The organism is Variovorax sp. VRV01, assembly GCF_014852545.1.
Lineage (GTDB): Bacteria > Pseudomonadota > Gammaproteobacteria > Burkholderiales > Burkholderiaceae_C > Variovorax > Variovorax beijingensis_A.
In genome coordinates this window covers 17,419-39,691 of record NZ_JACVBS010000018.1, presented here as the reverse complement: position 1 = coordinate 39,691, position 22,273 = coordinate 17,419, and the positions used below count along the sequence as shown (strand labels likewise).

General features: G+C 68.4%; 19 protein-coding genes. 13 read left to right on the top strand and 6 right to left on the bottom strand.

Features of this window, described 5'->3' with window-relative positions; genetic code table 11:
• Positions 1 to 3: 3 nt before the first annotated feature.
• Both sdhC and IB278_RS26265 read right to left on the bottom strand, forming a co-directional pair.
• Positions 4 to 450, bottom strand: coding sequence for a succinate dehydrogenase, cytochrome b556 subunit (sdhC, locus tag IB278_RS26270; RefSeq protein WP_145741490.1), 447 nt, complete (start codon positions 448 to 450; stop codon positions 4 to 6).
• Positions 451 to 677: 227 nt separating this feature from the next.
• A complete protein-coding gene (locus IB278_RS26265) occupies positions 678 to 1,436 on the bottom strand; it encodes a GntR family transcriptional regulator (protein ID WP_145741492.1) in 759 nt (252 codons plus the stop codon).
• A 183-nt stretch (positions 1,437 to 1,619) separates the two neighbouring features.
• Here IB278_RS26265 and IB278_RS26260 point away from each other — a divergent pair, with 183 nt between their 5' ends.
• From IB278_RS26260 to IB278_RS26235, 6 genes are all read left to right on the top strand, one after another.
• Positions 1,620 to 2,606, top strand: a complete 987-nt coding sequence (locus IB278_RS26260) for a malate dehydrogenase (protein WP_145741494.1) — start codon at positions 1,620 to 1,622, stop codon at positions 2,604 to 2,606.
• 15 nt (positions 2,607 to 2,621) lie between these two features.
• Entirely contained in the window at positions 2,622 to 3,401 is a 780-nt protein-coding gene (gene tam / locus IB278_RS26255) for a trans-aconitate 2-methyltransferase (RefSeq protein ID WP_145741496.1), read from the top strand.
• Complete coding sequence (locus IB278_RS26250) at positions 3,398 to 4,396, top strand: HpcH/HpaI aldolase/citrate lyase family protein (protein WP_145741498.1); 999 nt, start codon at positions 3,398 to 3,400, stop codon at positions 4,394 to 4,396. Before tam ends, IB278_RS26250 begins: the two co-directional genes overlap by 4 nt.
• Positions 4,397 to 4,429: 33 nt before the next feature.
• Positions 4,430 to 4,969 carry a hypothetical protein gene (locus IB278_RS26245; RefSeq protein WP_145741500.1) on the top strand — a complete coding sequence of 180 codons (540 nt, stop codon included), beginning with the start codon at positions 4,430 to 4,432 and terminating at the stop codon, positions 4,967 to 4,969.
• An 81-nt stretch (positions 4,970 to 5,050) separates the two neighbouring features.
• Complete coding sequence (locus tag IB278_RS26240; protein ID WP_145741502.1) at positions 5,051 to 7,639, top strand: bifunctional aconitate hydratase 2/2-methylisocitrate dehydratase; 2,589 nt, start codon at positions 5,051 to 5,053, stop codon at positions 7,637 to 7,639.
• A gap of 192 nt (positions 7,640 to 7,831) precedes the next feature.
• Entirely contained in the window at positions 7,832 to 10,090 is a 2,259-nt protein-coding gene (locus tag IB278_RS26235; RefSeq protein WP_192326643.1) for an acyl-CoA dehydrogenase, read from the top strand.
• On the opposite strand, the gene IB278_RS26230 is transcribed toward IB278_RS26235, so the two are convergent.
• Positions 9,996 to 10,841, bottom strand: a complete 846-nt coding sequence (locus tag IB278_RS26230) for a helix-turn-helix domain-containing protein (protein WP_192326642.1) — start codon at positions 10,839 to 10,841, stop codon at positions 9,996 to 9,998. The two genes, IB278_RS26235 and IB278_RS26230, sit on opposite strands and share 95 nt — an antisense overlap.
• A 132-nt stretch (positions 10,842 to 10,973) precedes the next feature.
• Between IB278_RS26230 and IB278_RS26225 the strand changes: the two genes are divergently transcribed.
• From IB278_RS26225 to IB278_RS26195, 7 genes are all read left to right on the top strand, one after another.
• Positions 10,974 to 11,387 (top strand): hypothetical protein, encoded by a 414-nt coding sequence (locus IB278_RS26225; RefSeq protein ID WP_145741508.1) that lies wholly within the window; start codon positions 10,974 to 10,976, stop codon positions 11,385 to 11,387.
• Positions 11,388 to 11,540: 153 nt separating this feature from the next.
• Positions 11,541 to 14,435, top strand: coding sequence for an aconitate hydratase (locus IB278_RS26220; protein WP_192326634.1), 2,895 nt, complete (start codon positions 11,541 to 11,543; stop codon positions 14,433 to 14,435).
• Positions 14,432 to 14,884, top strand: a complete 453-nt coding sequence (locus IB278_RS26215) for a metallophosphoesterase family protein (protein ID WP_192326631.1) — start codon at positions 14,432 to 14,434, stop codon at positions 14,882 to 14,884. Before IB278_RS26220 ends, IB278_RS26215 begins: the two co-directional genes overlap by 4 nt.
• A 145-nt stretch (positions 14,885 to 15,029) precedes the next feature.
• Positions 15,030 to 15,338, top strand: a complete 309-nt coding sequence (locus IB278_RS26210; protein ID WP_026283843.1) for a FeoA family protein — start codon at positions 15,030 to 15,032, stop codon at positions 15,336 to 15,338.
• Complete coding sequence (gene feoB, locus IB278_RS26205) at positions 15,331 to 17,226, top strand: ferrous iron transporter B (protein WP_192326628.1); 1,896 nt, start codon at positions 15,331 to 15,333, stop codon at positions 17,224 to 17,226. The genes IB278_RS26210 and feoB overlap by 8 nt, the downstream gene beginning before the upstream one ends.
• 63 nt (positions 17,227 to 17,289) lie before the next feature.
• Complete coding sequence (locus tag IB278_RS26200) at positions 17,290 to 17,583, top strand: DUF6587 family protein (RefSeq protein WP_192326626.1); 294 nt, start codon at positions 17,290 to 17,292, stop codon at positions 17,581 to 17,583.
• Positions 17,584 to 17,588: 5 nt separating this feature from the next.
• Entirely contained in the window at positions 17,589 to 18,773 is a 1,185-nt protein-coding gene (locus IB278_RS26195) for an FAD-dependent monooxygenase (protein WP_145741516.1), read from the top strand.
• Between the two features lie 24 nt (positions 18,774 to 18,797).
• On the opposite strand, the gene IB278_RS26190 is transcribed toward IB278_RS26195, so the two are convergent.
• The 3 genes from IB278_RS26190 to kynU form a co-directional block, all read right to left on the bottom strand.
• A complete protein-coding gene (locus IB278_RS26190) occupies positions 18,798 to 20,048 on the bottom strand; it encodes an SMI1/KNR4 family protein (RefSeq protein WP_192326622.1) in 1,251 nt (416 codons plus the stop codon).
• Positions 20,049 to 20,121: 73 nt separating this feature from the next.
• Positions 20,122 to 20,982: a tryptophan 2,3-dioxygenase gene (gene kynA / locus IB278_RS26185; RefSeq protein WP_192326620.1), complete on the bottom strand. Its 861-nt coding sequence runs from the start codon at positions 20,980 to 20,982 to the stop codon at positions 20,122 to 20,124.
• On the bottom strand, positions 20,979 to 22,265 hold the full coding sequence (kynU, locus tag IB278_RS26180; protein ID WP_192326618.1) for a kynureninase: 1,287 nt from the start codon (positions 22,263 to 22,265) through the stop codon (positions 20,979 to 20,981). Before kynU ends, kynA begins: the two co-directional genes overlap by 4 nt.
• Between the last annotated feature and the right edge of the window lie 8 nt (positions 22,266 to 22,273).

Sequence of the window (22,273 nt, the reverse complement as noted above, 5' to 3'; positions counted from 1 at the left end):
TTCTCAGTACAGGCCGAACAACTTGGCGCCGAGCACCAGGGTGAGCAGGATGCTCAGGGCCAGCGTGACCATGGCGGATGTATGGCCGAACTCCTTGGTGACGGCGGCGTGGCTCACGTCCATCCAGAGATGGCGCAGGCCGGCGATGAAGTGGTGCAGGTAGGCCCAGATCAGCGCGAGCGCCACCAGCTTGATGAACCAGCCCGGAACGAAACCAAGGCCGCTGTTGAATGCGGCCTTGAACCTGGCGAAGGAGTAGTCGGACGAAAGCGAGGTGTCGAACATCCAGATGATGAACGGCAGCAGCAGGAACATGAGCACGCCGCTCACGCGGTGCAGGATCGACACGATGCCGGCCGGCGGCAGCCGGTAGGTCGTGAGATCGGTGAAGGCATTGATGTTCCGGAATTCGCGGCGCGGCGGCCGGGGGGGAGTTGCAAGCTCTGTCATTGGGGGGAAGGCTTTCGTGGCTTGATGGCTTGTTCTGAGAGCGAACGCTTTTGTTTCTTCTCGGGGAATGCAAACAACGCAAAATTCTATTGCAATGCACCATTGCGTGGCGGAGGTGCCCGTGTCGGCGCAGCGCTGCAGTCGGATGCTAGGGAGTTCGCGGCGTGTTGCGCACGAATCTTTGGCGCTGCGATGCGGTGGGGTCGTGATGCCATCTGGATGCGCGCTCAGCCGAGCTGGTTGCGGTAGTGGTGCGTGTCGGTGCGATAGAGGCCGCGGCGCAGTTCCATCGGCGTGTCGTGGTAGGTGTGGGCCAGGCGCTCCACGCTCAGCAAAGGCATCTGCAGCGGCACGTCGAGCAGCGCGGCCTGCTCGGCATCGGGCAGCACCGCGCGGATCTTTTCTTCGGCGCGCACCATGCGCACGCCGAATTCGGTTTCGAACATGGCGTACATCGGGCCCGGCCAGGCGCGCAGCCGCTCGGCCGTGAGACCCTTGAACGGCGCGCCGGGAAGCCAGAGGTCCTCGAGGATGGTCGGGACGCCGCCGTAGGCGAGCACGCGCCGCACCTGCAGCACCGCGTCGCCCGTGCGCAGGCCCAGGGCGCGCGCCACATCGGCCGAGGCGCGCTGGCGGCGGCAGTCGACGATGGTGCGCTCGGCGGGGCCTTCGGTGCTTGGCGTGCCGACATCGGGCACGAGCTTGAGGAAGCGGTATTGCACATGCTGCTCGGCATGCGTGGCGACGAAGGTGCCCTTGCCCTGGCGCCGCACCACGAGGTTTTCGGCCGAGAGTTCGTCGATGGCCTTGCGCACCGTGCCCTGGCTCACGCGGTAGCGTACCGCCAGGTCCATCTCGCTGGGAATAGGCTCGCCCGGCTTCCACTCGCCGGCCTGCAGGCTCTGCAGGATCAGCGTCTTGATCTGCTGGTAGAGCGGACTGAAGGAGGGCGTCGCAGAATCTTCGAGGACGGTGGGGACATTCATGGCAGCGGTGGAGGCGCCGTGGCGGAACCCTGGAGCATATCTTATATAAGACATAAGACGAGGCCTGCTGAATCGGCTTAAAATGCGGGCCGGCCTGCGCCGCGGGAAGGATTCCCGCCCTGCAGGACCATCGGCGCCACGCGCGCCCGCCGATACCGTTTCACCACCTTCTGGAGTCTTCCCATGAGCAAAAAACCCGTCCGCGTTGCCGTCACCGGTGCCGCCGGCCAAATCGGTTACGCCCTGTTGTTCCGTATCGCGTCCGGCGAAATGCTCGGCAAGGACCAGCCGGTCATCCTGCAACTGCTCGAGATCCCCGACGAGAAGGCCCAGAAGGCGCTCAAGGGCGTGATGATGGAACTCGACGACTGCGCCTTCCCGCTGCTGGCCGGCATGGAAGCCCATGGCGACCCGATGACCGCCTTCAAGGACGCCGACTACGCCCTCTTGGTCGGTTCGCGTCCGCGCGGCCCGGGCATGGAGCGTGCCGAGCTGCTGGCCGTCAACGGCGCCATCTTCACGGCGCAGGGCAAGGCACTCAACGCCGTGGCCAGCCGCAACGTCAAGGTGCTGGTGGTCGGCAACCCGGCCAACACCAATGCCTACATCGCCATGAAGAGCGCACCCGACCTGCCGCGCAAGAACTTCACCGCCATGCTGCGCCTGGACCACAACCGCGCCGCCAGCCAGATCGCCGCCAAGACCGGCAAGCCCGTGGCCGACATCGAAAAGCTCGTCGTCTGGGGCAACCACTCGCCCACGATGTACGCCGACTACCGCTTTGCCACCATCAAGGGCGAGAGCGTCGCCAAGATGATCAACGACCAGGAATGGAACGCCAACACCTTCCTGCCGACCGTCGGCAAGCGCGGCGCGGCCATCATCGAGGCCCGTGGCCTGTCGTCGGCCGCCTCGGCCGCCAACGCCGCCATCGACCACATGCGCGACTGGGCCCTGGGCACCAACGGCAAGTGGGTCACCATGGGCATCCCGTCGGACGGCCAGTACGGCATTCCGAAGGACACGATGTTCGGCTTCCCCGTCACCTGTGAAAACGGCGAGTACAAGCTGGTCGAAGGCCTGGAAATCGACGCATTCAGCCAGGAACGCATCAACAAGACGCTCGAAGAGCTGCAAGGCGAACAAGCCGGCGTTGCGCACCTGATCTAAGCAGGACCGGCCGGCATGCTCGACTGGAACCCCGCGCTCTACCGTCGCTACGAGGACGAGCGCACCCGCCCCGCACAGGAACTCCTGGCGCGGGTGCCGTTGCCGGAGGCGGCCCGCGTGGTCGATCTCGGCTGCGGCCCGGGCAATTCCACCGAACTGCTGGCCAATCGGTTCCCGCAGGCGCAAGTCGTCGGGACCGACAACTCCGAAGCCATGCTGGTCAGCGCGCGCGAGCGCCTGCCGCAGGCGCGCTTCGAGTTGAGCGACATCGCGACCTGGGCGCCGCAAGACGAAGCGCCCGACCTCATTTACGCCAATGCAGCCCTGCAGTGGGTGCCGGATCACGAGCAGCTGATCCCGCGCCTGTTCGCTGCGCTGGCCCCCGGTGGCGTGCTCGCCATCCAGATGCCCGACAACCGCGAGGAGCCCACGCACCGCCTGATGCGCGCCGTGGCCGCCGAGGCGCCCTGGGCCGAGCCCATCGGCAATGCCGACCGGCTGCGCACCTTGCTGCTGCCGCTGGGCGGCTACTACGACCTGCTCGCGCCCGCCGCGGCCAAAGTCGATGTGTGGCACACCATCTACCAGCACCCGATGGCCGATGCCGCCGCCATCGTCGAATGGGTGCGCGGCACCGGGCTGAAGCCCTTCGTCGACCGCCTGCCGGCCGACCTGCAGGCCAGCTACCTGGCCGAATACGAGCGCCGCGTGGACCAGGCCTATCCGGCGCGCACCGACGGCAAGCGGCTGCTGGCCTTCCCGCGCATGTTCATCGTGGCGCAGAGAAAAGCATGACAAAAGCCGTTCATCCCGCCGAAGTGCTGCTCGGCGCGCAGGCCGGGGCGGTGAGCCTGCCCGTGTGCGACCACTACAGCGGCGTCGAGGCGCGCATGAAGAAGAGCCTCGCGCTGCAGGCCGAGATGGCCGACGAATTCGGCGCCTGCGTGTTCGACGTCACCCTCGATTGCGAAGACGGCGCCCCCGTGGGCGGCGAGGCGGAGCATGCCGTGCTGGTGACCGAACTGGCATTGGCAGCCAAGCCCGGCATGCGCGTGGGCGTGCGCGTCCACCCGGTGGACCATCCCGCCTTTGCCGGTGACGTGATCACCATCGCCGGCCGCGCCGGCCACCGGCTCAGCCACCTGATGGTGCCCAAGGTCGAGTCCGTGGCCGACGTGGCGCAGGCGGTGGCGGCGCTCGAGGCGGCCGATGCCGATGCGCTGCCGCTGCATGTGCTGATCGAATCGCCGCTGGCCGTGCACAACGCGTTCGAGATCGCGGCGCATCCGCGCGTGCAATCGCTGAGTTTCGGCCTGATGGACTTCGTTTCCGCCCATGCGGGCGCCATCCCCGCCGATGGCATGGGTGCGGTCGGCCAGTTCACGCATCCGCTGGTGGTGCGCGCCAAGCTGGCCATCGCATCCGCCGCGCATGCCTATGGCAAGGTGCCTTCGCATTGCGTGGTCACCGAGTTCAACGACACCGGTGCCATGCGCCTGGCGGCCCGCAAGGCCGCCGCCGAATTCGGCTACACGCGCATGTGGAGCATCCATCCGAACCAGATCCGGCCCATTCTGGAGGCTTTTGCGCCCGATGAGGCGCAGATTCAAGTTGCCACAAAAATCATTACAAATGCGGCCCTCGCAAATTGGGCGCCGACGCAAATTGATGGCACATTGCACGACCGCGCGAGCTATCGCCATTTCTGGCAAGTGCTGACGCGTGCCCACGCAACAGGGCGCGCGCTGCCGCCAGAAGCCAAAACGTGGTTTGCACTCGCGGCCTCCTGAAACTTCCGAATCCAGCCTCAAGGAAACACACCCATGAAGAAAATTGCCCTGATCGCCGCCCTGGCCCTGGCGCTTCCGTTCGCTGCCAGCGCGCAGACCACCCCCGCCAAGTCCGAAGCCAAGAAGGCGCCCGCCAAGAAGCAGGTCACCCGCAAGGCCGCCAAGGCCGTCGAGGAAGTGACGCCCATTGCCGATGAAACCAACATCGTGCTGACCGACGCCGACCTGGCCGTGGCCCAGCGCGTTTCGGTCGGCAAGGCCCAGTGCGAACTCGGCGCGGACGTGACCGTGACGGCCGACGAGAAGAAGCCCGGCTTCTTCAACGTGTCGACCAAGGGCGTGAAGTACCGCATGCACCCGGTCGAAAGCCGCACCGGCGCCATCCGCCTCGAAGACCCCCGTGCCGGCGCCATGTGGCTGCAGTTGGGCAACAAGTCGATGCTGATGAACCAGAAGGCTGGCCTGCGCATTGCCGACGAATGCCAGACGGCCGAGCAGGTCGCGTTTTCCGAAGAAATGAAGAAGAACCCGCCGAAGAGCCTGTTCGAAGGCGCTGACCCGGCCAAGAAGTAAGAGAGTCCCACACACGGGGTGCGGCGCGGCTCTTGCTTGCCGTGCCGCACACCCGCAAGCCCAGTTTCCGGAGAAAAGAAGATGTTGCAAGCCTACGTTGACCATGTTGCCGAACGCGCCGCGCTCGGTATTCCGCCGCTGCCATTGAGCGCGAAGCAAACCGCCGAAGCCATCGAGCTCCTCAAGAGCGCGAATGCCAAGGACGGCGCCTTCCTGCTCGATCTGCTCACCCATCGCGTGCCCGCCGGCGTCGACGACGCGGCCAAGGTCAAGGCGAGCTACCTGGCGGCCGTGGCCCACGGCACCGAGAAGAACGCATTCATCTCGCGTGCGCGTGCCACCGAATTGCTCGGCACCATGCTCGGCGGCTACAACATCAGCCCGATGATCGACCTGCTCGACGACGCCGAAGTGGGCGCCGTGGCAGCCGAGGGCCTGAAGAAAACCCTGCTGATGTTCGACCAGTTCCACGACGTGAAGGAAAAGGCCGACAAGGGCAACGCCCACGCCAAGGGCGTGCTGCAGAGCTGGGCCGACGCCGAATGGTTCACCAGCCGCCCCGAAGTGCCGCAGAGCATCACGGTCAGCATCTTCAAGGTGGCCGGTGAAATCAACACCGACGACCTCTCTCCCGCACCCGACGCCACCACGCGTCCCGACATTCCGATGCACGCCCTGGCGATGCACAAGAACGCCCGCCCCGGCATCGTCCCTGAAGAGGACGGCAAGCGCGGCCCGGTGAAGTTCATCGAGGACCTGCGCGCGCGCGGCCACCTCGTGGCCTATGCCGGCGACGTGGTCGGCACCGGCTCCTCGCGCAAGAGCGCCACCAACTCGGTGCTGTGGTTCACCGGCGAGGACATTCCCTTCGTGCCCAACAAGCGTTTCGGCGGCGTCTGCCTCGGCGGCAAGATCGCGCCGATCTTCTACAACACCATGGAAGACTCGGGCGCGCTGCCCATCGAGCTCGACGTGAGCCAGATGAACATGGGCGACGTGGTCGAGCTGCGCCCCTACGAAGGCAAGGCGCTGAAGGACGGCAAGGTCATCGCCGAATTCAAGGTCAAGAGCGACGTGCTGTTCGACGAAGTGCGCGCCGGCGGCCGCATTCCGCTGATCATCGGCCGCGGCCTCACGGCCAAGGCGCGCGAGGCGCTGGGCCTGCCGGCCTCGACGCTGTTCCGCCTGCCGCAAAGCCCGGTCGACACCAAGAAGGGCTTCTCGCTCGCGCAGAAGATGGTCGGACGCGCCTGCGGCCTGCCCGAAGGCCAGGGCGTGCGCCCCGGCACCTACTGCGAACCCAAGATGACCTCGGTCGGCTCGCAGGACACCACCGGCCCGATGACGCGCGACGAGCTCAAGGACCTGGCCTGCCTGGGCTTCTCGGCCGACCTCGTGATGCAGTCGTTCTGCCACACGGCGGCGTACCCGAAGAAGGTCGACGTCAAGATGCACCACGAACTGCCCGAGTTCATGGCCAACCGCGGCGGCGTCTCGCTGCGCCCGGGGGACGGCGTGATCCATTCCTGGCTCAACCGCCTGCTGACGCCCGACACCGTCGGCACCGGCGGCGACAGCCACACCCGCTTCCCGATCGGCATCAGCTTTCCCGCAGGCTCCGGCCTCGTGGCCTTCGCGGCCGCCACCGGCGTGATGCCGCTGGACATGCCCGAGTCGGTGCTCGTGCGCTTCAAGGGCAAGATGCAGCCCGGCGTCACGTTGCGCGACCTGGTCAACGCGATTCCGCTGTACGCCATCAAGAGCGGCCTGCTCACGGTCGAGAAGAAGGGCAAGAAGAACATCTTCTCGGGCCGCATCCTCGAGATCGAAGGCCTGCCGGACCTGAAGGTGGAACAGGCCTTCGAATTGAGCGACGCGTCCGCGGAGCGCTCGGCCGCCGGCTGCACGGTGCACCTGAACAAGGAACCGATCATCGAGTACATCAACAGCAACATCACGCTGATGAAGTGGATGATTGCCGAAGGCTACGCCGACGCCCGCACGCTGCAGCGCCGCATCGCCGCGCAGGAAGCCTGGCTCGCGGACCCGCAACTGCTCAAGGGCGATGCCGACGCCGACTACGCCGCCGTCATCGAGATCGACCTGGCCGAGATCCACGAACCCATCGTGGCCTGCCCGAACGACCCTGACGACGTGAAGACGCTCAGCGACGTGGCCGGCGCCGTGATCGACGAAGTGTTCATCGGCTCGTGCATGACCAACATCGGCCACTTCCGCGCCGCGTCGAAGCTGCTCGAAGGCAAGCGCGACATCCCGGTCAAGCTGTGGATCGCACCGCCCACCAAGATGGATGCGCAGCAGCTCACCGAGGAAGGCCATTACGGCGTGTTCGGCAATGCCGGTGCACGCACCGAGATGCCGGGCTGCTCGCTGTGCATGGGCAACCAGGCACAGGTGCGCGAAGGCGCCACGGTGATGTCCACCAGCACCCGCAACTTCCCGAACCGCCTGGGCAAGAACACCAACGTGTACCTGGGCTCGGCCGAGCTGGCCGCGATCTGCTCGCGCCTGGGCCGCATCCCGACGCGCGAGGAGTACATGGCCGCCACGGGCGTGCTCGACGCATCGAGCGCACAGATCTACCAGTACCTGAACTTCGACAAGATCGACGACTACAAGACCGAGGCCGGCGCCGCCGTCGCGGCCTGATCCTCAGGCGGTCCGCGCATTGGACAGGGGCCCCGCTTCGGCGGGGCTTTCTTGCGTCTGGGGTGCCGCTTTTGACTGCCTCCCCGGCCGTCTCCGACACGCAAGGGCGCCCTCGGCCGGCCGGGAGAGCGGGTCTCTCCGACAAGAATGGCCTGTCTCCGCCGCTTGTCGCGGAGAACAAGGAGACACGCCATGCCTTTGGCCTCTCTGATCGGCCGATGGGCCATGCAGCGGTTTTCCAGGGCGCTGCCGCCGCTCGGCGACACCGAACGCGCCGCGCTCGAGGCCGGCACCGTCGGCTTCGAAGGCCTGCTTTTTGCGGGGCGCCCGGACTTCGACGTGCTCTCGGCCATGGGGCCCAACCGGCTCAGCGAGCGCGAGCAGTCCTTTCTGGACCGCGAGGTGCGCGAGCTGTGCCGCATGCTCGACGACCACGCCATCGACCAGGCGCGCGACCTGCCGCCCGAGGTGTGGCGCTACCTGCGCAACAAGCGCTTCTTCGGAATGATCATTCCCGAGCAGTTCGGCGGCCTCGGGTTCGGCCACTACGCGCACGCCACGGTGGTGGCGCGCATCGCCACCGTCAACATCGCCGCTGCCGTGACCGTGATGGTGCCCAACTCGCTTGGCCCGGCGGAGCTGCTGCTGCGCTACGGCACCGACGCGCAGAAGTCGCGCTACCTGCCACGCCTGGCCGATGGCCGCGAGCTTCCGTGCTTCGGGCTGACCTCGCCCTACGCGGGCTCCGATGCGGCGGCCATTCCGGACCGGGGCGTCATGGTCGAGCGCGAATTCGGCGGGCGGCGCACGCGCGGCTTCCTGGTCGATTTCGACAAGCGCTACATCACGCTCGCGCCCGTCGCCACCGTCGTGGGGCTGGCCTTCCATGCGGTGGACGAGAGCAGGCTCGAAGGCGAGCGCGAACTCGGCATCACCTGCGCGTTGATCCCGGTGCCGCACGAAGGCATGGAGATCGGCCGGCGCCACCGCCCGATGGACAGCGCCTTCATGAACGGTCCGATCCATGGCCGCCAGGTGTTCGTGCCGGTGGACTGGGTGATCGGCGGCGAAAAGCAGGTGGGCCAGGGCTGGCGCATGCTGATGGAGTGCCTGGCGGCGGGCCGCGCCATCTCGCTGCCCGCGCTCGGCTCGGCCATGCAGCAGACCGCGCTCTACGTGAGCAACGGCTATGGCCAGATCCGCGAGCAGTTCGGCCTTCCGATCGGCAAGTTCCATGCGGTTGCGGGGCTGGTCGCGCAGACGTCGGCCGAGCTCTATGCGAGCGATGCGGCGAGGCGCTTCACCGCGGCCGCGCTGGACAAGGGCGAGCGGCCGAGCGTGGCCAGCGCGATCCTCAAGGTGCAGCTCTCGGAGGCCGGGCGGCGGGCCGTGAACCACGGCATGGACATCCTCGGCGGTAAGGGCATCATCGCGGGGCCGTCGAACCTGCTCGGCGTGTCGTACCGGCAGGCACCGATCGCCATCACGGTGGAGGGCGCCAACATCCTGACGCGCGCACTCATCGTGTTCGGCCAGGGCGCGATCCGCTGCCATCCGCATGTACTCGACGAAATGGCGGCCGTGCAGGCGCGGGACGAGACGGCGCTGGGCCGGGCGCTGATCGCGCACGGCAAGCACGTGGCCGCCAATCTGTGGCACAGCCTGTTCGGTGCGCCGGTGCTGGGCGAGCCGCCCGAGGCGCTGGCCTGCGAGGCGCGGCTGATCGCGCGCATGAGCGCCAAGTACGCGCTCACCGCCGACCTGGCCATGGGCCTGCTCGGCGGCCGGCTCAAGCGCATGGAACTGCTGTCGGCGCGGCTGGGCGACGTGCTCGCGCACCTGTACCTGGCCAGTGCCAGCGTGTGGCGCTATCGGGTCGATGCGGCGCCCGAATTGCTGCCCTTTGCGCAGGCCGCGATCCGGCTGCAGCTGGACGAGGCGGGGAAGATCCTGCGCGACCTGTATGCCAACCTGCCGACCGCCGGCCGGCGCGTGATCGGTGCGCTGGTGCTGCGCCGCACCGCGCACCTGGCGCCGCTGCGCGACGTGCAGCTGATGGCGCTGGCCGAGCTGCTGCGCACCAATCCGCGCATCGTCCAGCGGCTGGCGCCGGACCTCAGCGAGCCCGCGGCCGGCGGCCTGCGCGACCTGATGCGCGCGATGGAACTGGGCGAGCAGCTCGGTGGCGACACCGCGGCCGTGCTCAACAAGGCGCTGCGGCGTACCCGCTCGTTCGAGGAGGCCGCATGCTCGGCACCCGATCCGGGACTGGCGCTCGCCTATCTCAAGGCCGCCGACAAGGTGATCCAGGTCGACGACTTCGAAGGTCCCGCGCAGCGGCAGGCGCGCGCGGCGCTCAGCCGGCCGGCTGCGCCGCCAGTGCAGCCAGCGCCGCGGCCGTCTGCGCATCGGCCGGAAAGAAGGACTCCACCGCCAGTTCCTGCAAAGTGACGTCCACCGGCGTGCCGAAGATGGTGGTGGTGCTGATGAAGCTCAGCACGCCGCTCGGCGTGGCCAGCTGAAAGGGCACCACCACGCCCGAAAGCTCCGTGTCGGCAGCGGGCGTGTCGTGGCTCACCTGCGGCGCGGGATAGGCTGCGAGCTCGTCGTGCAGGGCCTGCAGCACCGCGTCGCCGGTGGCCGCAATCTGCTGCTGCAGCCGTTCGAGCAGATGGGCACGCCACTGCGCGAAGTTGGCGATGCGCGAAGCCAGGCCCTCGGGATGCAGGCTCAGTCGCAGCACGTTGATGGGCGCCTTCACCAGTTCGGGGGCGGCGCCGGCCATCAGCATCGGCACCAGCGCGTTGTGCGCCACCAGGTTCCAGTGCCGGTCGACGGCCAGCGCAGGGAACGGCTCATGGCCCTTGAGCACCAGGTCCACCGCGCGCCGGGCCGAGGCCATGGCCGGATCGTCGAGCGAGCGCTGCCGGTACATCGGCGCGAAGCCCGCGGCCACCAGCAGCGCATTGCGCTCGCGCAGCGGCACGTCGAGCCGCTCGGCCAGGCGCAGCACCATCTCGCGGCTGGGCGCGGCGCGGCCGGTCTCCACATAGCTCAGGTGGCGGGTCGAGACCTCGGCTTCCTGCGCCAGGTCGAGCTGGCTGAGCCGGCGGCGGGTGCGCCAGTGCCGCAGGTGGGCGCCGACCGGATCGCGCGCGCCGGGCTGGCCGGCCGGGGTGGAGTGGGTGCGGGTGGTGTTCATGGACGGCATTCTGGCGCGGTGCCGATGCCGCGCCATGACCTCCGAGGTCATCGACGCGACGCAGGCGGCGCGGAATCATCGGCTCCAACGCGGCAGGACTGGCTTGCGGCGTACCACCCGAAGGAGATTCTCATGTCCGTCTTTGCATCCCCCCGCTTCCTGCCCAACGTGATGTGGGCCGACGCCGCGTCCTGCGCCGCGACCGGTGCGCTGCAGGTCGGGTTCACCGGCGCGCTTGCCGGGCTGACCGGCCTGCCGGCGCCGCTGCTCATGGGAACCGGTGTGTTCCTGCTGGCCTATGCCGCCGCTGCGGCCTGGATGGCCAGCCGCCGCACGCCACCGCGCACGCTGATCGGCCTTGTGGTGGCCGGCAACTTCGGCTGGGCCGTGGCCTGCATCGCGCTGCTGGTGAGCGGCGCCTTCGCGGTCACGGCGCTGGGCACGGCCTGGGTGCTGGCGCAGGCGCTGTGCGTGGTGGTGCTGGCCGAGCTGCAATGGACCGGCCTGCGCCGCACGCGCGGCGGTGCGGGCATGGCCTTGGCCTGAGTGCGCGGGATGCCGGCAACGCCCATTCATCCGGCATTTTTCGCGATGAGGAACGTCGTGTGTCGAAGGCGTGCGATGGAAGACCGATTACAGCAACTGACATCGTTCCCCGCTATCCTTGAAGAGCTTCCACGAACAATCAGGAGTTCCTCAATGGCCAAAGCACCGGCGCACGCCTTTGCGTCCACCCTCAAGACCTTCAAGACCGCATCAGGCAAGTCCGGCAAATACTGGTCGCTGAAGGAGCTGGCCAAGCAATATCCCAGCGTCGAACGGCTGCCGGTGTCGATCCGCATCGTGCTCGAGTCGGTGCTGCGCAACTGCGACGGCAAGAAGGTCTCGGCCAAGCATGTCGAAGAGCTGGCCCGCTGGGCGCCCAATGCCGACCGCATCGACGAGATCCCGTTCGTCGTCACCCGCGTGGTGCTGCAGGACTTCACCGGCGTGCCGCTGCTGGCCGACCTGGCCGCCATGCGCAGCGTGGCCGCCAAGCTCGGCAAGTCGCCCAAGACCATCGAGCCGCTGGTGCCGGTCGACCTGGTGGTCGACCACTCCGTGATGGTCGACTACTACGGCACGCCCAAGGCGCTCGACCTCAACATGAAGCTGGAATTCCAGCGCAACAACGAGCGCTACCAGTTCATGAAGTGGGGCATGCAGGCCTTCGACACCTTCGGCGTGGTGCCGCCGGGCTTCGGCATCGTGCACCAGGTCAACCTCGAATACTTTGCGCGCGGCGTCTACAAGAGCTCGAGCGACAACGCCGAGGTGCCGGTGTACTACCCCGACTCGCTGGTGGGCACCGACAGCCACACCACCATGATCAACGGCGTGGGCGTGGTCGGCTGGGGCGTGGGCGGCATCGAGGCCGAGGCCGCCATGCTGGGCCAGCCGGTGTACATGCTGACGCCCGACGTGGTGGGCTTCGAGCTCACCGGCAAGCTGCGCGAAGGCGTCACGGCCACCGACCTGGTGCTGTACGTCACGGCCATCCTGCGGGCCGAAAAAGTGGTGGGCAAGTTCGTCGAATTCTTCGGTCCCGGCGCCGCCTCCATCGCGGTGCCCGACCGCGCCACCATCGGCAACATGGCGCCCGAGTACGGCGCCACCATGGGCTTCTTCCCGGTCGATGAAATGACCGTGGCCTACTTCGAGGGCACGGGCCGCACCCGGGAGGAGGTCGAGCGCTTCGAGGCCTACTACAAGGCGCAGGGCCTGTTCGGCATGCCGGCGCCCGGCGACATCGACTACACCAAGATCGTCAAGCTCGACCTGGGCACGGTGTCGCCGAGCCTGGCGGGCCCGAAGCGGCCGCAGGACCGCATCGACCTGGGCCACCTGTCGACCAAGTTCGCCGAACTCTTCAGCAAGCCCAACGACGCCAACGGCTTCAACCAGCCGGCCGAGCGGCTGAAGCTGCGTTATCCGCTCGCCGTGAACGGCCAGGGCGACGACGAGGAGGCCGCGCCGCCGCCGCCGGGCGCGCCGCGCGACGTGGTCGAGATGGTGGCCAACCGCTCGACCAAGGCGGCCGCCCATGTGAGCGCCACGGCGCCATCGTCGCCCAAGAACGGCGTGACCATCGGCAACGGCGACGTGCTGATCGCGGCGATCACCTCGTGCACCAACACCTCCAACCCGAGCGTGATGCTCGCGGCCGGCCTGCTGGCCAAGAAGGCGGTGGAGGCGGGCCTCACGGTCAAGCCGCACGTCAAGACCTCGCTCGCGCCGGGTTCGCGCATCGTCACCGAATACCTCGAGAAGGCGGGCCTGCTGCCGTACCTCGAGAAGCTGGGCTTCTACCTGGCCGGCTACGGCTGCACCACCTGCATCGGCAACGCGGGCGACCTCACGCCCGAGATCAACGACGCCATCGTCAAGAACGACCTCGTCGGCGCGGCCGTGCTCTCGGGCAACCGCAACTTCGAGGCGCGCATCCATCCGAACCTGAAGGCCAACTTCCTGGCTTCTCCGCCGCTGGTGGTGGCCTTCGCGATCGCGGGCAACGTGATGGTCGATCTCATGACCGAGCCCGTGGGCAAGGGCCGGAACGGCAAGGACGTGTACCTGGGCGACATCTGGCCCAGCCCGAAGGAGATCGACCAGAACCTGCGCCATGCGATGAACGCCAAGTCGTTCCGCGCCAACTACGACAAGGTCAAGACCGACCCGGGCAAGTTCTGGAGCAGCATCAAGGGCACGACGGGGCAGGTCTACGACTGGCCCAAGTCGACCTACATCGCCGAGCCGCCGTTCTTCGAGGGCTTCAAGATGGAGCCGCACGCCTCGGACGCAGGCTTCAAGGGCGCGCGGATCATGGCGCTGTTCGGCGACTCGATCACCACCGACCACATCTCGCCGGCCGGCTCCATCAAGGAAAGCTCGCCCGCGGGGATCTGGCTCAAGGCGCACGGCGTGGCCAAGGCCGACTTCAACAGCTACGGCTCGCGGCGCGGCAACCACGACGTGATGATGCGCGGCACCTTCGCCAACGTGCGCATCAAGAACCTGATGATCCCGCCCGACGTCAACGGCACGCAGGAAGAGGGCGGCGTCACGCTGCACTTCCAGCCCGGGGCAAGCAACGGCTCGCCGAGCGAGCCGGAGAAGATGTTCATCTACGACGCCGCCATGAAGTACATGGAGCAGGGCGTGCCGACGGTGGTCTTCGGCGGCGAGGAATACGGCACCGGCTCGTCGCGCGACTGGGCCGCCAAGGGCACCCAGTTGCTGGGCATCAAGGCCGTGGTGGCGCGCAGCTTCGAGCGCATCCACCGCGCCAACCTGGTCGGCATGGGCGTGCTGCCGCTGCAGTTCCGCGGCGCCGACTCATGGCAGACGCTGGGCCTCGTGGGCGACGAGAAGATCGACGTGGTGATCGGCGGCGAGCTCAAGCCGCAGATGGACGTGAAGCTCGTGGTGCACCGCGCCGACGGCAGCCACCAGGAAGTGACGGTGCGCCTGCGCATCGACACGCCGATCGAGGTCGACTACTACAAGCACGGCGGCATCCTGCCGTTCGTGCTCAGGCAGCTGCTCGCGGCTTGACCCGCGTCGGCCTCATCTCCGACACCCACGGCCTGCTGCGCCCGGAGGCCGTGGCGGCGCTGCAGGGCAGCGACTTCATCGTGCATGGCGGGGACATCGGCGATGCCGGCATCCTCGAGGCGCTGGCCGCCATCGCGCCGTTGACGGTGGTGCGGGGCAACAACGACCGCGAGCCCTGGGCCGAGCGCATTCCGGAAACGGCCTTGCTGAACGCCGGCGGCGTGCTCGTGCATGCGACACACGACCTGTCCCGGCTCGCCGCTGCCCCCGCCGGGGTTCGCGTGGTGGTCTCCGGCCACTCCCACAAGCCGAAGATCGAGGAGCGCGGTGGCGTGCTCTACGTCAACCCGGGCAGCGCCGGGCCGCGCCGATTCAAATTGCCAATTGCAATGGCCGAGCTCATTGTCGATGGCGATGCCGTGTCGGCGCGCATCATTGAACTGGGCTGAATGCGTCGTGAGCAGCCGGAATCCGGCCAAAAAAGAACCCGGTCCGCGAGGTCAAAGGGGCTTCGTCAGGTTTCTGCGATTGAGAATTGATAGCATCTAGCTTTTGCTCCATTGGCGCGCCTGGAATCCGGCGCACTTTCTTACCGTGCAAACCAACCATTTCGGGGCCGCGCCGGCATCTTCCGGCCTGCGGCTCGACCAGCTTCCCGACAACCAGTGGGCCACCGTGCTCGACGTGGCACGGCCCGAGGGGGCGGACGACCGCGAGCTCGTGCTGCGACTGACCGAGATCGGCTTCGTGCCGGGCGAGGCCGTGCGCATCGTTGCCCGCGGCCTGCCGGGGCGTGAACCGCTGGCGGTGCGGCTGGGCCACACCACCTTTGCATTGCGGCGCCATGAGGCCGCATTGATCCACGTGGCGCCGGGTCTGGCGGAGGGCGCAAGCCATGGTTGAGGCCGTCATCCAGGGACCGGGGCGCCTTGCGGCCACGGCGCAGCCGGCGCGCATCGCGCTGCTGGGCAATCCGAACTGCGGCAAGACAGCGCTGTTTAACCTGCTCACCGGCAGCCGCCAGAAGGTGGCCAACTATGCCGGCGTGACGGTCGAGCGCAAGGAAGGCTCGCTTCGCACCGCGTCGGGCCGGCGCGTGTTCGTGCTCGACCTGCCGGGCGCCTACAGCCTCAACGCGCTCAGCGTGGACGAGGCCGTGACGCGCGACGTGGTCACGGGCAAGAGCAGCGAGCCCCTGCCCGACCTGCTGGTGTGCGTGACCGACGCCACCAACCTGCGGCTCAACCTGCGGCTCGTGCTCGAAGCCAAGCGCCTGGGCCTGCCGATGGTGGTGGCGCTCAACATGACCGACATGGCCAGGAAGCAGGGCATCGCGGTCGATACGGCCGTGCTGTCGCGCGAACTGGGCGTGCCGGTCATCGAGACCGTGGGCGTGCAGTCGGGCGGCGCGCAGGGCCTGCTCGAAGCCCTCGATGCGCCGGTGGCCGCCGCGGCGCCGCTGCCCTGGCAGGCGCCGGGGCTGGACGACGTGCTGGCCACGCAGCGCGAAGTGCGCCGCATCCTGGCGCTGGCCGTGCGCGAGCCGGTCGGCAGCCTGGCCACCAGCGACCGCATCGACCGCGTGGTGATGCACCCGGTGTGGGGCCTGCTGGTGCTCGCGGTCACGATGTTCCTGATGTTCCAGGCCGTGTTCAGCTGGGCCAACGTGCCCATGGACGCCATCAAGGCCGCGACCGAGGGCCTGGGCAACCTGCTGAAGGCCCACATGCCCGAAGGCATGCTGCAGAGCCTGCTGGTCGACGGCGTGATTGCCGGCGTGGGCGGCGTGATCGTGTTCCTGCCGCAGATCCTGATCCTGTTCCTGTTCATCCTGGCGCTGGAAGACTCGGGCTACCTGCCGCGCGCGGCCTTCCTGCTGGACCGCGTGATGGGTACGGTGGGCCTGTCGGGCCGCTCCTTCATTCCGCTGCTGTCGAGCTTCGCCTGCGCCATTCCGGGCGTGATGGCCACGCGCACCATCAGCAACTGGCGCGACCGCATCACCACCATCATGATCGCGCCGCTCATGACCTGCTCGGCGCGCCTGCCGGTCTATGCGCTGCTGATCGCGGCCTTCATTCCGGCGCGCACCGTGGGCGGCGTGTTCAACCTGCAGGGCGTGGTGCTGTTCGCGCTCTATGTCTTCGGCATCGTGTCGGCCATGGCGGTGGCGTGGGTGATGAAGCGCTTCCGCGACAACAAGCAGCACTCGCCGCTGATGATGGAGCTGCCGGCCTACCGCTGGCCCAATGTGCGCAACCTGGCGCTGGGGCTCTACGAGCGGGCGTGGATCTTCATCCAGCGCGTGGGCACGATCATCCTCACGCTCACGATCCTGCTGTGGTTCCTGTCGACCTTCCCGTCGCCGCCCGAAGGCGCCACGGGGCCGGCCATCCAGTACAGCCTGGCGGGCATGATCGGCCGCGGCCTGGAGCACATCTTCGCGCCCATCGGCTTCAACTGGCAGATCTCCATCGCGCTGGTGCCGGGCATGGCGGCGCGCGAAGTGGCGGTGGGTGCGCTCGGCACGGTGTATGCGCTCTCGGCCAGCGGCGACGACGTGGCCGGCCAGCTCGAGCCGCTGATCGCGGGCAGCTGGTCGCTCGCCACGGCGCTGTCGCTGCTGGTCTGGTACGTGTTTGCGCCGCAGTGCATCTCGACCTTGGCGGCGGTCAAGCGCGAAACCGGCTCATGGAAGTACGTCTGGATCATGGCCGGCTACCTGTTCGCGCTGGCCTACCTGGCATGCTTCATCACCTACCACGTGGCGCTGGCGCTGGGCGCCGGATGACCTGCCGCAAGGTTTGCGCGATGTTTCTGGGTTAGTCTCGAACGCGCCTTGGAGTAAACGGACATGACACAGCAATTGATCGTCGGATTGATCGTCGCGGCCGCCGCGTTCTATGCGGTCTGGCGCTGGATGCCCGCGGGCTGGCGGCGCAGTGCCGCGCACAAGCTCGCGGCCGGCACGCACCGCGCCGGGCTGGTCGACCAGCAGCGCGCCGAGCAGCTGGCGGCTTCGCTTGCCAAGACCTCGGGCTGCGGCTCCTGCGACAGCTGCGGCAGCTGCGGTCCGAAGACGCCCGCCAACAAACCATCCGAATCCGAAAAAGCCGGCCACAGCCCGCTGTCCACGCACAGCCGCTGAGGCCGATGCCCACGCACGTCCTCGTCGTCGGCGGCGGCATCGGGGGGCTTTCTGCTGCGCTGGCGCTGTCCCGCGGCGGCCACCGCGTCGATGTCTTCGAGCAGGCGCCCGTGTTCGCCGAGATCGGCGCCGGCATCCAGATGGGGCCCAACGTCACGCGGCGTCTCGCGCAACTGGGTCTGGCCGAAGGCCTGGCGGCCATCGCCGCGCGGCCTGATGCGCTGGTGGTGCAGAGCGCGGGCAGCGGCGCCGAGCTGGCCCGCCTGCCACTGGGCGACGCGATGCGCGAGCGCTACGGCGCTCCCTATCTCTGCGTGCACCGCGCCGACCTGCATGCGCTGCTGCTCGAAGCGGTGCGCGCTCGCGGCCGGGGCACCCTGGTGACCGATGCGCGCATCGCGCAGGTCGAGACCAGCGACGATCTCGTGTGCATCTCGAGCAGCGGCGCGCGGGCCTGGGAGGGCGAGGCACTGATTGGCGCCGACGGCCTCTGGAGCCTGGCGCGGCAACGCCTCGATGTGCCGTCCGCAGCCGAGCCGCCGCGCGCCACCGGCCACACGGCCTGGCGCGCGATGGCCGAGCAGGCCGCGCTGCCGCAGGCCCTGCGCCGCGGCCGGATCGACGTGTGGCTCGGCCCGCAGCTGCATGCGGTGGCGTACCCGGTGCGCGGCGGCGCCTGGCTCAACGTGGTGGTGATCGCGGAATCGGCACCGGCCGGCGATGCACGCGACTGGGACCAGGCCAGCAGCCTCGCCGCGCTGCAGAAGGCCACGGGCCGCAGTGGAGGCGCCTTGCAGGCACTGCTCGAAGCCATGCCCGGCTGGCGCGCCTGGACGCTCAGCGACCGGCCGCCGCTGGCTTCCGCGGCCGAGATGGCCCACGAGCGCGTGGCGCTGGTGGGCGATGCCGCGCATCCGATGGTCCCCTACCTGGCGCAGGGCGCAGGCATGGCCATCGAGGATTCGGTGGCCCTGGCCGAGGCGCTGGGCCAAGGCGATGCCGCCGACGTGCCGGCCGCCTTCGCCCGCTACGCCGAGGCGCGCTGGCAGCGCAATGCGCTCGTGCAGGCCAAGGCCCGGCGCAACGGCCAGATCTTCCATGCGGCCGGCGCGGTGCGCATCGGCCGCGACCTGGCGATGCGCACGCTCGGCGCACGGCTGCTGGACCAGCCCTGGCTGTATGGCGGCTGAGAGCGGCCGCGCCACAGGGGCGGTTCAGAGCCTGAAGGTCTGCAGGTGCTCGATGCGTTCGGCCAGGCCCTCGGCACCCAGGTAGTGGCCATGCGTGCCTTCCCGGACCTCGAGCAGTGTGGCTTCGAGTTCGGCCAGCGTCGCATCGCGGTCGATGACAAAGGCGGGCGGCACGTCGATGCCCGCCTCGGCGCATGCGTCGGCGATCAGGTGCGCGCTGGCGGGCGCACCGCAGGCCGCGCACTTGACGATGGCCGCCACGCTGGGTTCGGCCCCGTTGGCGAGCAGCGCGCTCGTGAGCTCCGGCGAGATCTGGCCGTCGACATTGCCCAGCGCATCGCGCGCCACCGGCGCGCCCGCGCGCACCAGCGCCATGGCCGCGGCGAAGGCGCCCTGGCCGATGGCCACGTCGGTGGCCAGCGCGCTGCCCTGCTGCGGGCCGTCGAAGCTCACGCCCGCGGCCGCGAGTTCGGCCACCAGCTCCGCGTCGTCGGTGCCGATGGCGTGGTGCAGCGCGGCACGCGCGATGGCCGGCAGCCGGCGCAGCGTGCCGTCTGCCAGCGGCGTGCGCCAGTCGACCACGGCGCGGCAATAGAAGGCCACCAGCTTGTCCATCAGGTCGAGGTCCAGTCCGTGGTCCTGGTGCCGGTCGTCGAGGTATTGCAGTAGATCCTGGCCCGAGAAATAGTCCCCCGTGGGCGCCAGCGGATCCTCGTCCAGGTGCAGCGCCGCGAAGGCGCCGCGCAGGTCGGGCGCGATGGTGCTCACGCTGTCTTCGTGCAGCGCATGCGTCCAGGCGGGCGGCAGCCCGTGCTTCCACGCGACGATGCGGCCGTGCTCGGGGCCGGGCTCGACCACCGCATAGACGCGGTCGCAGTATTCGAAGCCGCCGAAGGGCAGGTGCGTGAGCTTGCCGCTCCAGGCGCGGCCTTCCTCCTTGGCGGCCTCTTCGGCCAGCTCCTGTTCATGTTCGATCCAGCCCTGCAGGTCGCGGTAGCCGTCGCTGCCGTCCCAGAACAGCTCCGACCAGCTGATCGATTCCACGTTGCCGCCCATCGGCAGCGACAGGTCGTAATCGAGCCGCCCGCCCGCCGTCTGCCGCCACAGCGCGGCCAGCGCCTCGGGCAGCGGGCCGGCGCACAGTGCCTCGATGGCGGCGATCCGCTGCGCCGGCATGGGCGGCTGGGCCTCGAAGATCACGCGGTCCGCGAACAGGACCACACCATGCTCGCGCAGGGTTGCGAGCTCGTCGGGCGAGAACTGGACATCGTTCATGGCGGGGCCTCCGTTGTTGTTGCCAACCAATGTAGCGCTTCAGGCAGATGGGGCAAGCGGGGCAAGCGATAGCTCACAGGTCGGTACGCAGCTTCCAGATTTCGGGGAACAGCACCACATCGAGCATCTTGCGCAAGTAGCTCACGCCGCCGGTGCCGCCCGTGCCGCGCTTGAAGCCGATCACGCGCTCCACCGTGGTCACGTGGCGAAAACGCCAGAGGCGGAAGGCGTCTTCGAGGTCGGTGAGTTTTTCGCCGAGCTGGTACAGGTCCCAATGGTCGTGCGGGTTGCGGTACACCGTGAGCCAGGCCGCTTCCACGCCGTCGCTGGCTTCATAGGGCAGGGTCCAGTCGCGCTCCAGGTGATCGGCGGGCACCGGCAGGCCATGGCGTGCGAGCAGCTTCAGCGACTCGTCGTAGAGCGAAGGCGAGCGGTAGGCCGCGTCCACCTGCGCGAGCAGATCGGGCCGGTGCGCATGCGGCTTGAGCATGGCGGCGTTCTTGTTGCCGAGCGCAAACTCGATGCAGCGGTACTGCGCGCTCTGGAAGCCGCTGGAGTTGGCAAGGTAGGGGCGCATCGCCGTGTACTCGGGCGGCGTCATGGTCGAGAGCACGGTCCATGCGCTCACCAGCTGCTCCATGATGCGGCTCACGCGCGCGAGCATCTTGAAGGCGTCGGCCAGCTTCTCCTCGGCGATGCAGGTGGTGGCGGCGCGCAGCTCGTGCAGCATCAGCTTCATCCAGAGCTCGCTGGTCTGGTGCTGCACGATGAACAGCATCTCGTCGTGCGCGGGCGAAAGCGGATGCTGGGCGTTGAGGATCTCGTCGAGGTGCAGGTAGTCGCCGTAGCTCATCGACGCGCTGAAATCCAGCTGCGCCTTTTCCTCGTGGACGGTCTTCTCGGGGCTCTGGCCCGTGCTCTTTTCGGTGCTCATGTCACTGCGTTCTTGCGGTTGAATTCGGCGCGTTGCCACTCGCCCGTCCGGAGCACCTGCACCAGATGCTCGACCGAGTTCCACACATCCTCGAAGCCAAGGTACAGCGGCGTGAAGCCGAAGCGAAGGATGTCGGGCATCTGCGAATCGCCGGCGCGGTAGTCGCCGATCACGCCGCGCGCGATCAGCGCCTGCACGATGGCGTAGGCGCCTTCGTCGCGGCTCAGGCACACCTGCGAGCCGCGGCGTGCGTGTTCGCGCGGCGTGACGAGCGCGAGGCCCTGGCCCGCGCAGCGTTCTTCCACCAGCGCGATGAACAGGTCGGTGAGCGCGAGCGACTTGGCGCGCAGCGCGGCCATCGCGCCGTTTGAACCGTTGAAGACTTCGGCCGCGAGCACGGTGTCGAGCCCGCATTCGAGCCCCGCCAGCGCGATGACCGGCTGCGTGCCGCAGAGATAGCGGCCCACCCCCGGCGCGGGGCGGTAGTGCGGCGTGAACTCGAAGGGCGCCGCATGACCCCACCAGCCCGACAGCGGCTGCTCGAACTTGCCCGCATGCCGCGTATGCACCCAGGCAAAGGCCGGCGCGCCGGGGCCGCCGTTCAGGTACTTGTAGCCGCAGCCGATGGCGTAGTCGGCATTGCTGTCGTTCAGCGCGACCGGCACCGCGCCCGCGCTGTGCGCCAGATCCCACACCGTGAGCGCGCCGGCGGCGTGCGCGGCGGCGGTGATGGCCTTCATGTCGTGCATGGCGCCGGTGCGGTAGTTCACGTGCGTGAGCATCAGCACGGCCACTTCGTCGGTCAGCACCGAATCCGGGCCTTGCAGTTCGCTCGCATCGATCAGCTTGAGCGTGAAGCCGCGTTCGCGGCACAGCGACTCGGCAATGTAGAGGTCGGTCGGGAAGTTGCTGCGCTCGCTGACCACCAGCCTGCGCCCGCTGTGCGTCTGCTGCGAGAGCGCCGCGAACAGCACCTTGTAAAGGTTGACCGAAGTGCTGTCGGTGCACACGACTTCGCCGGGCGCGGCGCCGATCAGGCGAGCCACCTTGTCGCCCAGGCGCTGCGGCAGGTCGAACCAGCTGGCGGTGTTCCACGAGCGGATCAGGCCTTCGCCCCATTCCTTGGCCACCACTTCGGCAATGCGTGCCGGCGCGGCCTTCGGCAGCACGCCGAGCGAGTTGCCGTCGAGGTAGAGCACGCCCTCGGGAATGGTGAATTGGTCGCGCAGGGCGCGCAGCGGGTCTTGCGCGTCGAGCGCGCGGCAGTCTTCGAGGGTCGTCATGATGGAGG